General features: G+C 35.9%; 11 protein-coding genes. 4 read left to right on the top strand and 7 right to left on the bottom strand.

What is annotated here, in order from left to right:
• Positions 1–180: 180 nt before the first annotated feature.
• On the bottom strand, positions 181–1,371 hold the full coding sequence (locus MHI22_RS15790; protein WP_036119487.1) for a M14 family metallopeptidase: 1,191 nt from the start codon (positions 1,369–1,371) through the stop codon (positions 181–183).
• Positions 1,372–1,555: 184 nt separating this feature from the next.
• On the opposite strand from MHI22_RS15790, the gene MHI22_RS15785 reads away from it, so the two are divergent.
• Both MHI22_RS15785 and MHI22_RS15780 read left to right on the top strand, forming a co-directional pair.
• Positions 1,556–4,294: an ATP-binding protein gene (locus MHI22_RS15785; protein WP_271911926.1), complete on the top strand. Its 2,739-nt coding sequence runs from the start codon at positions 1,556–1,558 to the stop codon at positions 4,292–4,294.
• Between the two features lie 5 nt (positions 4,295–4,299).
• Complete coding sequence (locus MHI22_RS15780; RefSeq protein ID WP_058844099.1) at positions 4,300–5,154, top strand: CheR family methyltransferase; 855 nt, start codon at positions 4,300–4,302, stop codon at positions 5,152–5,154.
• A gap of 42 nt (positions 5,155–5,196) precedes the next feature.
• On the opposite strand, the gene MHI22_RS15775 is transcribed toward MHI22_RS15780, so the two are convergent.
• From MHI22_RS15775 to psiE, 3 genes are all read right to left on the bottom strand, one after another.
• Complete coding sequence (locus MHI22_RS15775; RefSeq protein ID WP_036119474.1) at positions 5,197–6,345, bottom strand: SpoIIE family protein phosphatase; 1,149 nt, start codon at positions 6,343–6,345, stop codon at positions 5,197–5,199.
• 123 nt (positions 6,346–6,468) lie between these two features.
• Positions 6,469–7,476: an HAAS signaling domain-containing protein gene (locus tag MHI22_RS15770; protein WP_036119471.1), complete on the bottom strand. Its 1,008-nt coding sequence runs from the start codon at positions 7,474–7,476 to the stop codon at positions 6,469–6,471.
• Between the two features lie 627 nt (positions 7,477–8,103).
• The gene (gene psiE, locus MHI22_RS15765) at positions 8,104–8,559 is read right to left on the bottom strand and encodes a phosphate-starvation-inducible protein PsiE (protein WP_036119468.1); all 456 of its coding nucleotides are present in this window, start codon (positions 8,557–8,559) and stop codon (positions 8,104–8,106) included.
• Between the two features lie 220 nt (positions 8,560–8,779).
• Here psiE and MHI22_RS15760 point away from each other — a divergent pair, with 220 nt between their 5' ends.
• Complete coding sequence (locus MHI22_RS15760; protein ID WP_036119465.1) at positions 8,780–9,004, top strand: hypothetical protein; 225 nt, start codon at positions 8,780–8,782, stop codon at positions 9,002–9,004.
• 46 nt (positions 9,005–9,050) lie between these two features.
• Here the strand turns inward: MHI22_RS15760 and MHI22_RS15755 are convergent, their stop codons facing one another.
• Together MHI22_RS15755 and guaC are read right to left on the bottom strand one after the other, a co-directional pair.
• Positions 9,051–10,781 (bottom strand): methyl-accepting chemotaxis protein, encoded by a 1,731-nt coding sequence (locus MHI22_RS15755; protein ID WP_036119462.1) that lies wholly within the window; start codon positions 10,779–10,781, stop codon positions 9,051–9,053.
• Positions 10,782–10,975: 194 nt separating this feature from the next.
• Positions 10,976–11,959 (bottom strand): GMP reductase, encoded by a 984-nt coding sequence (gene guaC / locus MHI22_RS15750; protein WP_036119459.1) that lies wholly within the window; start codon positions 11,957–11,959, stop codon positions 10,976–10,978.
• Positions 11,960–12,195: 236 nt separating this feature from the next.
• Here guaC and MHI22_RS15745 point away from each other — a divergent pair, with 236 nt between their 5' ends.
• Positions 12,196–12,615 (top strand): VOC family protein, encoded by a 420-nt coding sequence (locus MHI22_RS15745; RefSeq protein ID WP_036119456.1) that lies wholly within the window; start codon positions 12,196–12,198, stop codon positions 12,613–12,615.
• Positions 12,616–12,716: 101 nt separating this feature from the next.
• Here MHI22_RS15745 and MHI22_RS15740 read toward each other — a convergent pair whose 3' ends face one another.
• A complete protein-coding gene (locus MHI22_RS15740; protein WP_340812373.1) occupies positions 12,717–14,666 on the bottom strand; it encodes a methyl-accepting chemotaxis protein in 1,950 nt (649 codons plus the stop codon).
• Positions 14,667–14,931: the final 265 nt, after the last annotated feature.

Raw genomic sequence — 14,931 nt, 5'->3', positions numbered from 1 at the left:
CACCTACTTTATTTTATTGCTCTATCTGTCAGAGTAATAGTAGCAAACATTACTCTACCTGTCAAAGTAATTTATTTTTCCTTTTTGGCAATTATGTCCAATTCCTCTTCATGAAAAAACTCCATTCACTGAAATGCCGCAAAGGACAATTTCATAGCGAATGGAGCTCAAACAATACTTTTACATATATAATGCTGCAAGAAAAATTCCGAGGGCTTCCTCATAAATTTCGTCAAACTGACTGATTGGCAAAGGATTCGTACCGCTTCCTAGCTCAACGGTAAAGCCAGGTCTACGCCAATCTTGAATGAACCAATCTTTATAGCCTGCATAGCTTCCTGCAGATTGAATGGGTTCATAGCCGCTGACTCTACTAAATTCATTCACAAGTACCTCTGATTCTGGAGGCTCAAGATTTTCAAAGCCCCAATAAATAACACGCCCCTGTGTATGAAAGGCTAGTACTCTTGAAAAATCACGTAGTTTAGTCAAGTCAGCCATCGCAATAGCTTCAGGTTCAGATAAAGGTCTGTCACCACCATAATCTCTAGGCCCTGGTGTCTTAGGGTTACGGGCACTTTCTAACTCCCATTGTGCAGGAAATTGATCATTTAAATCGATGCCATGGATGTTTGCTTTCCAGCCAGAAAAATCAGAGCTATCATTATTCCATGTAATTAGTTGATTTCTTAATGTTGTATCATTTGGGGGACCTTGTATTACTAAATCCACTCCATCAGGATTCACCATGGGTACGATAGAAAGAGAGGTTTGCTGGTAAAGAGAGAATGGAGAGATGCCACGAATGCTACTTTGGTTGGTGAGGGCGAGCAAATAGTCGTTTAAAAATGTTAGAATAATAGGTGTAGTAATCCATTCATTTGCATGGAAGGAGCCGTTATAGTGAACACGTTTAGCTCCATTGCCAATCAACAACTCAGGTAGACCTTTCCCTAAAACGGAACTACCAATAGTTGAATTGTGAAGAAAAGGATAAGCATCAATTAGTTTATTAAGATCATTCATCATACGGGTATACGTATAATTTTGCTTACCATCAACTAAACGCCACGTAATACGTTGTGGTATACGAATCATCTGACCAATTTGTAAGCGATTTGGATTGAGACCTGGATTAACGAGTAATAGGGCGACTAGGGGGAGGTTTTGACTCTGTGCAATTTGCCAAAAAGAGTCCCCTTGTTTCAATTGATAGTCGATGGTCACAAAACCAGGAATACGAATGCGTTGTCCAACTCTTAAAAATTGGGGATTTATATTTTCATTGGAATCTAAAATTAGTTGAAGCGGTATTTTAAACACTTCACTGAAATGCCAAAGTGAATCTCCTGGTCTTACGATTATGTCCACATGTATTCTCTCCTTAATTTAGAAATGACTCAATATAAAATGTATATGAAAAATGCATAGACTTATTAATACGAAACAGCAAAATTTCTTTGTTGCTCATGTCAAAAGAAGAGATAATCAGTTATTTTTACATGTATACTAGTAATAAAATAGAGTGAAAGAAAGGTAAAGGTAGGAAAACCAAATGTTAAATAGATTGAAATTGGGTATACGCTCTAAGATTACATTAGGTTATATCGTAATCATTCTTTGCTTACTTGCAGCCGTTGTCATATTAAATAATCAAATTAATTCTTTGCAAAAGGAAAGAAATTATATTATTAAGTACGATTCCAATGTTCAAACACTAACCAATGAAATTGAAAAATATATATTGGATATGGAATCGAGTCAGCGAGCTTTCATTATTACAGGCAAGCAAAGCTATCTTGAGCCTTATAATAAGGCAGCTGATAATTGGAAAATAGATTTTAATGATCTCTATCAGCGAATGACAGATAAACCATCACAGCAGGAAAAACTAAAAGAGATAGAGGAAACGATTGAACATTGGATTGCCACTTCGGGAGAGCCAACGATTCAATATAAAAAAGATAATAATATAGAAGCGTTAAATGAGTTTTTTAAAGTAGATACTGGGCGCCAAGATTTGGAGAAAATGCGTAAGTTATTTGATTCGTTCCGTTCAACTGAAAATGTTTATACACAGGCGAAGGCAAGTCAATTAGATAAACAAAATAATAAATTAACTAGTGGTTTATTTGGGATTTTAATTTTAGTTTCTATTATAGCAATTGTCATAGCTAGTGGTATTTCACGTTCTATTGTAAAAACGATAACAGAAGTTACACAAACCATACAAGAAATCGCAGCTACAAAAGGTGATTTTACAAGAAGAATCTATGTGAATACCAATGATGAAGTGAATGATCTTGCTAATGCAACGAATATACTGCTAGAGTCAGTCGAAAAGAGAGAATGGCTACAAAGCAATATTGCGGAAATTGTGACAAAATATCAAGGAGTTTCAGCCATCACAAAATTGGCTGAGACCTTCCTGTCAGAAATCGCGCAGAAAACAGAGGCATCGCTTGGTGCATTTTATGTTCGTGAAGTAACAGAGGACCAAGTACAATTTGTGAAAAAGGCTGCATTTGCTGACGGAGATGATCGCGTCGGTATGGAAAGCTTTAAAATAGGACAAGGATTAATTGGGCAATGTGCATTAGAAAAACGAATGTTATTTTACGATAATATTCCAAAAGACTATCGTTTAATCAGAACAGGATTAGGCGAGGTAAGACCGCATAATATTTTATTGATTCCTGTCATTTTTGAAAATGAAGTGATAGCAGTTGCAGAAATAGCGACAATGACTAAATTTAGTAAGCTACAGCAAGAATTAGTAAAGCAGGTCACAGAAACTTTTGGGCTAACAGTGAATAGTGTTTTAGGACGCATGGAAATTGTTCGTCTATTGAATGAATCTAGAGCAATGACTGAGGAGTTACAAGTTCAATCAGAAGAGCTGCAGACACAATCAGAAGAATTACAAATGCAGACCGAAGAGCTGACAATGATTAATGAGCAGCTTGAAGAACGTACAAAAGAGGCAGAATCTAAATCAAGAGAGCTAGAAAAGGCGAAAAAGGAATTAGAAGAAAGTGCCGAGCAGCTTATCTTGAATTCAAACTACAAATCCGAGTTTTTAGCAAACATGTCACACGAATTAAGAACACCCTTAAACAGCATATTAATTTTATCGGAGATGCTAGCAGAAAATAGTCAACAAAATCTAACAGACGAGGAAATAGAGTATGCTCAAGTCATTCATTCTTCTGGAGAGGACTTACTTGCTTTAATTAATGATATTTTAGATTTATCAAAAGTCGAGGCAGGAAAGCTTGATATTATTTTTAATGAAGTGAACATGAGCGAAGTACCTGTACAAATTGAACATACCTTTGCACCTGTTGCGATGAAGAAGAATTTAGCATTCCATATTTCAAAGGCAGATCATGTTGTAGATGTATTCTATACAGATGAAAAGAGATTCCATCAAATCATAAAGAATTTATTATCCAATGCCTTTAAATTTACGGAACATGGTTCGGTAAATTTAGCTATTCATCAGCTTACACCACAGCAGTTAACAAATAATATGCAGGATATAAGTACAGATTGGCTTGAAATTACTGTATCAGATACGGGGATAGGTATTCCAAAAGACAAGCATCAGCTTATTTTTGAATCATTCCAGCAAGCCGATGGCGCTACGGTTCGAAAATATGGTGGGACTGGACTTGGTCTTTCTATTTGTAAGGAGTTTGCTAAATTGCTTGGTGGCTGGATTACGCTGCAAAGTGCTGAAGGACAGGGGAGTAGCTTTACGTTAACGATTCCAAGCTTACCAAATGGAATCGAAGAGGAGCATTGTCAAAAGCTTGCCATGAACGAAGTGGCCGTTACATTGGTAGAGGAGCCAATTGCAGAGCAGTCAAAGGAAATAGAGGGAGCCCTTCAACAAGAGGTAGAGGTTTTCCAAGGGAAAAATATTTTAATAGTAGATGATGATAACCGTAATATTTATGCATTAAAAACGGCATTAGAAAAAAGAGGTATGAGCATTCTAGTTGCTAAAGATGGGCTTGAATGCTTAGAGGTAATGCATGCGCATCCTGACATCGATCTCGTTCTGATGGATATAATGATGCCGAATATGGATGGCTATGAAGCGATGACTATTATTCGACAACAAATGAAACGAATAGACTTACCGATCATTGCATTGACGGCAAAGGCTATGAAAAATGACCGTGATAAATCATTGCAGGCTGGCGCATCTGATTATATTAGCAAGCCATTAAATTTAGATCAATTACTATCGGTCTTAAGAGTCTGGCTCGTTTCTAAAGGGAGTTAATGAACATGGAGCAATTTCAGCCTTTGGAGCAAAAAATACAATTAAATAAACAAACAAATTTAGAAATTGATTTATTACTAGAGGCTATTTATCGTTTATCAGGCTATGATTTTCGTCAATACAATCGTTCATCCATTTCACGTAGAATTTATAATAGGATGGGGATCAATAACATTCCAACGATTTCCCGGGTACTAGAAAAGGTCATTCATGATCAAGAATTTTTAGAGCAGATGTTGAATGATTTTTCGATAAATGTAACCGAGATGTTTCGTAATCCTAGCTTTTTTAAAGCTTTTCGTGAAAAAGTAATCCCCATTTTAAGAGAGTATCCAGAAATACGTATTTGGCATGCTGGGTGTGCGACAGGTGAGGAAGTATATTCTATGGCTATTTTACTTCAGGAAGAGGGGCTTATAGAGAGGTCTATTATTTATGCAACAGATATGAATGAGCAAGTATTAGAAAAAGCGAAGAAAGGAGCTTTCCCTATTCATAAAATGCAGGCATATACGAAAAACTATATGCTTGCTGGAGGAGCCCATGCGTTTTCAGAATACTATCAAACAGATTATCAATATGCTTACTTCCATCCAACACTATTGAAAAATATTATTTTTGCTCAGCATAATTTAGTAACGGATCATTCTTTTAATGAGTTTCATGTTGTCTTGTGCAGAAATGTCCTGATTTATTTTTCACCTAAGCTACAGAGCCAGGTACACCACTTGTTTTATGAGAGTCTAAGTGACAAAGGATTTTTATGCTTAGGGGATAAAGAAACATTGCGGTTTGAAGAGATTATTTCAAAATATCGAGAAATTGTAGGCTACGAAAGAATTTATCAAAAAATGTATTAATGAGTAAGAGGCTATCTTCATGTGATAGCCTCTGCTTTTTATTTATATGGAAGTAGTGCTAGCTTGAATCATTAATACACACATATCATCAGGCTGGTTTTCTTGTTTATCTTTAGGTAATAGGTTGTCAATGAGGCATTGTGAATAATCCCACTTAGTGGATGTTAGCGTTTGCAAATGCTTTTCTGATTCGATTTCACAGGGGCCCATTGCCTCTAAAACACCATCTGTAAATAACACAATTTGAATATCTTGTTCATATTGAATACATTGCTTTTGAACTTTCATTTCATCGAAAAAGCCGACCGCACAGCTACCTTGATTTAATGGAATACATGTTTTTTCATCTATTAGTGCGTATCCAGGAGGGTGACCAGCGTTTATGTATTCGACTGTTTTTTGCTCTGTATCAATGATGAAATAAATCGCTGTAAAATAATAAAGATTATTATCTTTTCCATCTTGTAAAAGAGTCATATAACGATTCAGTTCTTTGATGACAAGCTCTGGGTCGTTTAGTTGTTTAACGGCCTCTCTTAAAACAGAGGAGATAAACATACAAACAAGCGCTGCAGATATACCGTGACCCATCATATCCAATAAAATGATAGCATAGCGATGATCGTCTATTTTGTACCAATAATACATATCGCCTGCTAAATTAGAGGATGGTAGATAAGAAACTTCTATCCGGATATCCTTCTCGTTTAATGGTGGACTGAGCAGGCTTCGTTGTACATGAGTGGCTAGATCTAGTTCATATTGAATTTTCTTGTCATGCTGGGTGTGCCAGTCTAATTCAGCTTTTAAGCGTAAGGCAACACGAATTCTTGCAAGCAGCTCCGTTTTATTAATTGGTTTTGTAATATAATCTACGCCACCAATGTCTAGTGCTTCTGCTAGTTTGTTTTTATCTTCCAGTGCTGTGACAAATATGATTTGAATATCTTTCAATCTTTCATTTTGCTTAATGCGTTTGCAGGCCTCAATACCATCTACTTCCGGCATCATAATGTCTAACAATATTAAATCTACAGAATTTCCTGTTGGATTTGGTGCATCTAATTGTAAATAATCAAATAGCTCATAAGCAGATGAAAGAGAAACACAGTTATCATAACCTGCATTTTTTAGTATTTTTTCAATGACAAATAGATTGACTTGATTGTCATCTACTAGAAGAATGGTCATAGTTAATTCCCCTTACTCTGATTGAATTGTGCAGATTATTCATGTATATAAAATACTTTCAACTTTATCATTATACAAAACATCAGAGAATAAAGGTATTTTAGCGATTTGAAGAGGGGGATTTTATACTTTCGCTTTTTTAAATCCTTGATAAATATCAAATGCATTTGCTAAAACAGCAATAATTATACTGACGAGTAAGATTTTATCTATAGTATAGGCAACCTTAGCGGATGTTGTTTCTAGGATAGCAGCCATGTAGGGAATCGAGGCACTATGAATAAAATCTTGGTGTATCGCCATTAAAATAAAGACGATCGTTCCTACACTTTGAAGTAGTGCATTCGTGATGGCGATGAGCATTGTCCACTGACCAGCACGCCATTTTATAAAGGTTAATGCGAGACTAAGAACAATACATAATAAGACGATAGGAGCAAATGATTGTAAAACATTTTGATTAAAGATTGGCATAACAAATTTCAAGCTACCATTGTCATTCGTTGTATAAATCCCTAAAAGACGATAAGCATTCCAATAGACAAAAGAAAATATTAGAATTCCAGCTAGGCTAAAAATCGTATCACTTAAAGTAATGACTTTAACTTTGGGAATGGGTTGCATTTTAACTAAATCATCAGGAGACCATTGCTTGGCGTTTTTCAAAAAGGGTAAATGAATCTTTTCAGAACCAGAGCGCTCGATGATGATGAAAACAACGGTAATCCAAAACAATACGTGAAATATTACAGCAATAATCGCCACAATAATCATGGCAAATGCCGAAATAATGGTTGAAAGAAGCGCTTCTTCACCTGAATAGAGCACAATTTTTTGGATTACATGAATAATAATCGTAATGAAAATAGCCCAAGGCATAACTAGCTTGATTGTTCTTGTATATTGATCAAAAATCTCTGGGCCAATTAAAAAACGAGGTGTATCCTGAAAGCTTGCCGCAACTTCGGTAGGACTTCCAAGTTTTTGGAGTACATCCTTAACATCGGATTCAGAATAGGACTCAGGCAGCATATCCTCAATCGTAGCTTTTAGTTCAAGCTTTATGTCTTCACGCTTATTCTTATGTAGCCTTTTAGACACTTCGTGAATATACGAATCAATTAAAGACATTTATTTTCCTCCTTTAATCATTTTCATTGTTCATTATTTCGGTGTATAGGTTATTTGTGGGATATAAAAATTAATATGAAAAATGCACAAACAACATGCAACACTTTGAAAATGGAGGGGATATGATGAGAGTAATAGAGAAGTTATTAAAAGAACAAGATGTTTTAGACTTTCTGAATATCGTTGTAAAAGACTATCCAGGAAGAATGGGACAAAAGAGCAGCTGAAAAATCGCTTGATAATTTTTTCAGTATTATGGACTTTGGGAAGATGACAAACTCATTGGTGGTATGCAACTACATGACTTTCAATTGAACCTGTTTTCTAGTAATTGGTGGGGTAGGGCTTGTTGCAGTTGTTTTATTACATAAAAAGAGAAGGTTGCTAAAGAACTCATCTAACATCTCTTTCAAATTTTTTTAGCAAAAAACATTCATTTTGTTGTTTTGTTTCCGTTTATTTTTATAAGAAAATGGGTTTTGGCTCTGGATCGAGCTTTCTTCGCTGGTGATAGGTGTAGTAACGATCCAAGAGCTATATTTATAAGACTTATTGCAGTTTTTCTATGTGTTTGAAAAGCCTACATGTATTTCGACATTTTAGAATAGGAATAGCTCTTACTACCGGTCAGTGCTCCTTTTTTATAAAAATAGAAGATCGCGTTGGTCTTTCAAGTGGTGTGATATTAATAATAAAATAGCTTATGATTAATATCAGGATAATCAATGAATAAATTAAAGTGTTTAGAGGGTGATCATGCTCCACAATAATTAAACGAATCATCGCTGTGATACCTATATATATAAAGTAGCGCAGTGGAAAATGATAATCCTCTTTAAAATATTTAATAATCATTGTGATGAACTCAAAATATAAGAAGAAAATAAGAATATTGGCAAGGAATAATTTATAATCGCCACCTTCCTTGGCGAAGATTAATATTTTAAGAAATTCGATTAGCTCCTTAAAAAGCAAAAATGATAGGATAAGAGCTAGTAGCACAAGGCAAACGTTGAGAAATAGCTGTAGAGATTTCGGCACAGCTTTAATGAGCTGCGAATAAGTAAAATTTTTTTGATTCATACATTTCCTCCAATCGAGTGTTAGTATTAGGTTTGTTAAATACATCATCATATGGCTGAGCAGTGGCTTATTATGATATAAATATAACAATTTGCCGTAAATCTTGTCTTTATTTTTTGTAAAGTTTTGGTATATTTTCATGAAAGAAAGTTTTCAAAATAATTTAGTGGTATGCTAAAATAGATGTGCATGAATATAAAATATAAAAGGGGTTTTTAAAATGGCAAAAGCTGCAAAAACTGATGCGAAAATTACACCAGAACGTTTAGAAGAAGCGTTAAACGTTCGTGATCGTCTTATTATCGAGCTACTGGTACAAGTACTTGATGAAAAATTAGTAATTGAGCGCCCTGTATTACGTGAACGTCTAGGAAACCTTGTAGAACTTGCTGATCATGATGCAGAGCTTAAGGAAACAATCCACGCAGTAATTAACAAACTATAATGTTAAGAAGAATGCTACGCCTAAACCGTAGCATTCTTTTTTCTTGTCATGTAAAGCGTTCTACTAAGTCGTACATGCGCTCTGCCTCTGTATGAAGTTCCATAGAGGAGTGCATAATCGAGTTCACTGCTGATTTTTGTTCGTCTATGGAAGCATTAATTTGTTCCGTAGCTGCGGCAGATTGAGTAGCTACACTGGCTATTTCTTTGATAGCATTCATCACCACTATGCGATTTTCCGCCATGTCGTTCATTCCCTCATCTAGTGAAACGAGATGCTTTGTAATATCCTGAATGGAGTCTGCTAGGAATGTAAAAGCTCCTTTTACTTCAGTAATCGATATGGCTTGATTTTGTGAAAGTTGGAGCGTGTGTATCATCTTTGCATCAGAGTTTGCAGTACCCACCTCAATACGCTGTAATAGATTTCTGACACGCGTAGTAGCTTCGTTTGTATCCTCCGATAAATGCCGGACTTCCTCTGCCACAATGGCAAAACCTTTACCGTGTTCACCAGCACGCGCTGCCTCTATGCTAGCATTGAGTGCCAAGAGGTTTGTTTGTTCAGATATAGATGTAATTGTTTGTACCACTTGATGAATCTCTTTCATTTGATTCGTCAAACTGGAGAAATTAGTTCTTAACTCCTCAATCACCTGTGTGAATTCACTTGAATTTTGCAGTAAACCTTCTACTTTTTGTCTACCATTTTCTTGTGATGAATTGATGATATTCATATTTTCAGTGATCTCACTATATTTATTTGTAGCAAGTGAAATAAGTGAAGATAGTGTTTCAACCTTACTAATGGCCATCTCAGCTTCTTCTGCTTGCACAACAGCCCCTTTAGAGATGTCATTGATTGCTTGATGAATTTCGTCAGCAGAAGCGGTTGTTTCCTCTGTAATAGCACTAAGCATCTCTGAAGAAACTCTCATTTGAGAGGCGCTATCCTTCGTATTGTTGACCATTTCATATAAGCTATGTTTCATATTATTCACGTTATTAGCCAGTATACCTAGTTCATCTTTTGTGGTAACAGGTATGTCATCGCCAGTTAGCTTACCTTTAGCAATATCTGAAGTAATCACCATGATTTTGCGTATGTAGGTAGTCATTCGTCCAGAGAAGAACCAGAAGAGTGCCACACCAATAATCGTTGCAAGGATTGTCATACCAAGTGTGTAATAGAAAACATTTTTAGTGCCTGCATTGAAGTCCATTTCGTATGTACCAGCTGCAATAATCCACCCCCAATGTTCGTCCATTTCTACATAAGTAATTTTAGGTGCAACGATTTCAGGGGTGGAGGGTAGTGCCCAATCATAACGGACATATCCTCCGCCAGCCTTAGCTGCTTCAATCATTTCGCGTACAAAAAAGCGTCCATCCTCTGTTTGTAATTCAGCAATATTTTGCCCTTCAAGAGATGGATGCGTTTCGACTATGCCGCTATCTTGAAAGGCATAGAAATAAAAATTATCCCCATATTTAACAGGATTATCGATGGATCGTTTATTGTCTTCAACTCTTTTACCAACAATTTGTGTTCTTGCACTTTCCTGAGCTTCCTCTAACGTTATATTTCCCTTTTGGACTTGAGCATCTAATTGTGCAATTAATTCAAGAATGCCTAGTGTGCCATTTTTAAGACTTTGTCGACCTACTTGATCTAGTTCACCTTTCACTACGATGTAATTGACGGTTCCAACTAGTACTGTTGATATTAGAATAACTATGATGGCAAGACTAACAAGTTTATTACGTACTGATTTCATGAAACAAAACCTCCGTTCCTCCAATATAGTTATATTATAATATATAGTTTTCTAATAAAATAGAAAATTCTGATAATGAATGTCATATTTTAATATACTATGTATTCATGATGCTTATAGAACAATTGATGGGGAAGGTCTCATAAAAGAACCCCAATAAAGAACAAGTAGTTCTTTATCGGGGTTACTATGGATTAGTATACTTTATCTCCATTGAAGATAGAATTTTTTACGATAACATAATCAACATTTCGAATAGCCTCTAGTTTTGTGCCACCAGCATAAGAAATAGATGATTGTAAGTCTTGCTGCATCTCGATTAATGTATCTTTGATGCTACCTTTATGCTCAACATACATTTTCTTTCCTTCGACATTTTTGCGTTCGCCTTTTTGGAATTCAGAGGCAGAGCCGAAGTATTCCTTCACCGTTTTACCATCAACCTCAATTGTTTCACCTGGTGATTCTTCATGCCCAGCAAATAAAGAACCAATCATCACCATTGAAGCGCCGAAACGTACAGATTTAGCGATATCGCCATGTGTACGAATACCACCGTCAGCAATAATTGGCTTTGTAGCAGCCTTTGCACACCAACGTAGTGCAGCTAGCTGCCAGCCACCTGTACCAAAGCCTGTTTTGATTTTAGTAATACAAACTTTACCTGGTCCAATGCCTACTTTTGTAGCATCTGCACCAGCATTTTCTAGTTCACGTACGGCTTCAGGTGTTCCAACGTTTCCAGCAATGACAAAGCTGTTTGGTAAGTGCTTTTTAATATGCTGAATCATACGAATAACAGCATTTGAATGACCATGTGCAATATCAATTGTAATAAATTCAGGTACTAAATTAGCAGCTGCTAATTCTTCAATAAACGCATATTCATCTTCTTTTACACCAACACTGATCGAGGCAATTAAGCCCTTTCCTTGCATTTCTTGAATGAAGTTTATACGAGTTTCTGGTTGGAAACGGTGCATAATATAAAAGTAACCGTTTTCAGCAAGTTTCTTAGCAAGATTTTCGTCAATAATTGTTTGCATATTTGCAGGTACTACAGGAAGCTTAAAAGTATGCCCACCTAAAGTAACCGAAGTATCACACTCTGAACGACTTTCTACAATACATTTTGCGGGAATTAGTTGAATATCCTCATAGTCAAATACGTTATCCATTATATACACTCCTAAAATACGAATATTTTTAAAGATTTATTTTAAATTGTTCGCCATTTGGTAATTTACATGATTTTTGAGTAAATGTCAAAGCTTTTACGAAAATAAATGAAAAATTTAAAAATAAGGGGGAATAAATTTATTTGTAGATGAATGATTCCATTTATAATTTGTGCTATGTTTTGTAATCCATGTACAATAGAATTGTTTCAAAAAATGACAAGGGAGTGTTGGAAATGGCAGTAGAAGTGTATTTGATCTTTAATGGAAATTGTCGAGAGGCTGTTGCGTTTTACGAAAATGCTTTTAATACGGACAAGGCTGAAATTATGACGTTTGGAGATTCACCTCAAAATCCTGATTACCCACTACCAGAGGAAGCGAAAGATCTTGTGATGCATACAAGACTTTCTGTATTTGGTAGTAGAATTATGTTCTCAGATACATTTCCAGGCTCACCGTTCTCCGTTGGGAATAATGTTACATTAGCGGTTGTTTCCGATGACGAAGAGCAAATGCGAGCAGCATTTGATAAGCTGAAAGACGGCGGAAAAGTAACGATGGAGTTACAAGAAACATTTTGGAGTAAATGTTACGGTTCGCTGACAGATAAATTCGGTATTGAATGGCAATTTAGCCATGAGGCAAATGAATAAATAGCTAATTAAAAGCACGATGATCTTGGAAAGTCCAAAGATCATCGTGCTTTATTTTAATTCATCCATGTCTTTTGTCGAAAGCCAAGCGTTATGGATAATTAGTAATTAAATCGGTCTACATAGCCTTGTAATTCGTCCGCCATATCAAGTAAAGTTTTAGCCGAAGAAGCGATTTCCTGCATGGAGGACAATGTTTGTTCCGTTGAAGCGGCAACTTCTTCAGAAGCTGCTGCATTTAGTTTTGCATGGTCTGATAGCTCAATTGCTGTTGCGGATACTTCTTCTACAACGGCAGACATTTCTTGTGCCGAAGCTGATATATCTTCCATTTTCGGTGCAATCTCTCGAAGACTTTCAACGATACTTGTAAATTTCTTTTTCGTATCCTCAGATTGCTGTAACCCTTCTTGGACATCTGATGAAGCTTTCATCATCGTTTGCACAGATTTAGCCGTGTCCTGTTGTATGCCTGTAATAAGCGTAGAAATTTGTTCTGCTGATTGATGGGATTGTTCCGCTAATTTACGTACTTCATCTGCTACAACCGCAAAGCCTTTGCCTTGTTCACCAGCTCGGGCTGCTTCAATAGCGGCATTCAGAGCAAGAAGGTTCGTTTGGTCAGAAATGGCACTAATAATTTCTATAATGGAACCAATTTCTTTTGTTCGATCAAACAGTGATTTAATCATTGTGTCGGACTGTGTCACAGATTCATGGATGGAAACCATTTGATTCACAGTTTGTTCAACAGATTGTCCGCCTTCCTCTGCTAATTGGATAGCCTGACTGGACAGGTCTGAAACTTGTAGGGCACTATCTGCCACTTCTACAACACCTTTAGCAATTTCCTCAATGGAAACAGCATTTTGATCGATTCCAGTTGTTTGTTTTTCGGTGCTGATAGCTACCTGCTGCATAGCCTCTGTTACCTGTTCAGATGCAGCTATGTTTTGTTCAGCATTAGCTGAAAGTCCTTGGGCAGAGGTTTGAACATGCTGAGAGCTTTGGTCAACATTGCGTATCAGTTTTTTTAAGCTAACTTTCATCGAGACAAATGCCTCACCAAGCTGTCCAATTTCATCCTTTGTATGAATATCAATAAACTCCGTTAAATCGCCATCACTAATTTTTAATGCACTTTGTTGAAGTCGTTTAATAGGGTTCACAATAGATTTAATCATAGAGAGCATAAAAATAATTCCTACAATAATAGAAATACCAATGATGAGCAATGTGATAGTAAATGAAGCAGTAGCTGCCTCTGTAGCCTCTGCGATGAACATTGTACCAACTATTTTCCACCCTGTAAGTTCATTGGTTTCAAAACGTAACTGGCGATCATCTTCCGTAATCATACCTTCCTGTTGTTCGTAAACTTTTGCCATATATTCTTCTGTTGCTTGTGAGCCGCTTTCTTTATCTTTTTGCGCAATATATAGCTGATTACGATCTAGTAAGGATGCAAACCCAGTTTCTCCTATACGTGTTTCGTCTGTCAGTGCACTAAGAACCGAGATATTTACATCTAAGGCCATCACACCAGAATTATCTGGAAGAGCTTGCATGACAGTCACTACTACATTATTTGTTGATTTTGAGATATATGGTGAAGTAATGGATACTTGCCCTTTGTTCTCAATTGCTTCTACGTACCAAGGTCGTTTACGTGGATCATAATCACTTGCATAATCATGGACGGGTTCATCAATTATTTGACCATCTGCTGTTCCAATATATAACAGCTCTACCTCAGGATGAGTATTAATATATTCTTGAAAAAGTTTTTTTAATTCAATTTTTTTATCTTCTTGTAAATAAGATTGATTTATTTTTTTGGAAAAATATCCAATGTCATGAACTTTTGGCGCAATTGTATTTGTAATATTGCTGTTAAGCATACGCACACTTTCCTTAGCGCTTGCTTGTTGCTCTTCTAAAATCTGATTTTTAGTACTTTTAAAGGAGGTATACCCGATTAAAAGTGCGGGAATGAGGAGTATCATTAAAAATGCAAAAATGAGTTTCTTTCTTAAGCTAATCTGTTTCATATAGTATTCCTCCTTAAAATGACATTAGTTAATTGTCATAATTTGATAACTGGTTCAATAGACAAGTCATTCCAATGTTTAATCTGATTCTAAGAGGAAAATGAATAATAATCAACATAATTTTCTGAAAAATCTGGAAAATAAAGTTATACTATAGTACTTTTTGTAGAAAAATATTTTATTTTGTAATTTCCCCTGTTTTTATATGTCAAATTAGTACAGAAAAAATCTGAGCTCCATAATAGAACTCAGATTCTGAAAGGAT

It is taken from the genome of Lysinibacillus sp. FSL L8-0312, assembly GCF_038003285.1.
In the GTDB taxonomy this organism is placed as follows: Bacteria; Bacillota; Bacilli; order Bacillales_A; family Planococcaceae; genus Lysinibacillus; species Lysinibacillus fusiformis_D.
This window is presented reverse-complemented; position numbering and strand designations above follow the sequence as displayed.

Bases quoted from the DNA above. Each gene is read 5' to 3' on its own strand.
- MHI22_RS15785 (WP_271911926.1), top strand. From the start codon at position 1,556: ATGTTAAATAGATTGAAATTGGGTATACGCTCTAAGATTACATTAGGT.
- MHI22_RS15780 (WP_058844099.1), top strand. From the start codon at position 4,300: ATGGAGCAATTTCAGCCTTTGGAGCAAAAAATACAATTAAATAAACAA.
- MHI22_RS15775 (WP_036119474.1), bottom strand. From the start codon at position 6,345: ATGACCATTCTTCTAGTAGATGACAATCAAGTCAATCTATTTGTCATT.
- MHI22_RS15770 (WP_036119471.1), bottom strand. From the start codon at position 7,476: ATGTCTTTAATTGATTCGTATATTCACGAAGTGTCTAAAAGGCTACAT.
- psiE (WP_036119468.1), bottom strand. From the start codon at position 8,559: ATGAATCAAAAAAATTTTACTTATTCGCAGCTCATTAAAGCTGTGCCG.
- MHI22_RS15760 (WP_036119465.1), top strand. From the start codon at position 8,780: ATGGCAAAAGCTGCAAAAACTGATGCGAAAATTACACCAGAACGTTTA.
- MHI22_RS15755 (WP_036119462.1), bottom strand. From the start codon at position 10,781: ATGAAATCAGTACGTAATAAACTTGTTAGTCTTGCCATCATAGTTATT.
- guaC (WP_036119459.1), bottom strand. From the start codon at position 11,959: ATGGATAACGTATTTGACTATGAGGATATTCAACTAATTCCCGCAAAA.
- MHI22_RS15745 (WP_036119456.1), top strand. From the start codon at position 12,196: ATGGCAGTAGAAGTGTATTTGATCTTTAATGGAAATTGTCGAGAGGCT.
- MHI22_RS15740 (WP_340812373.1), bottom strand. From the start codon at position 14,666: ATGAAACAGATTAGCTTAAGAAAGAAACTCATTTTTGCATTTTTAATG.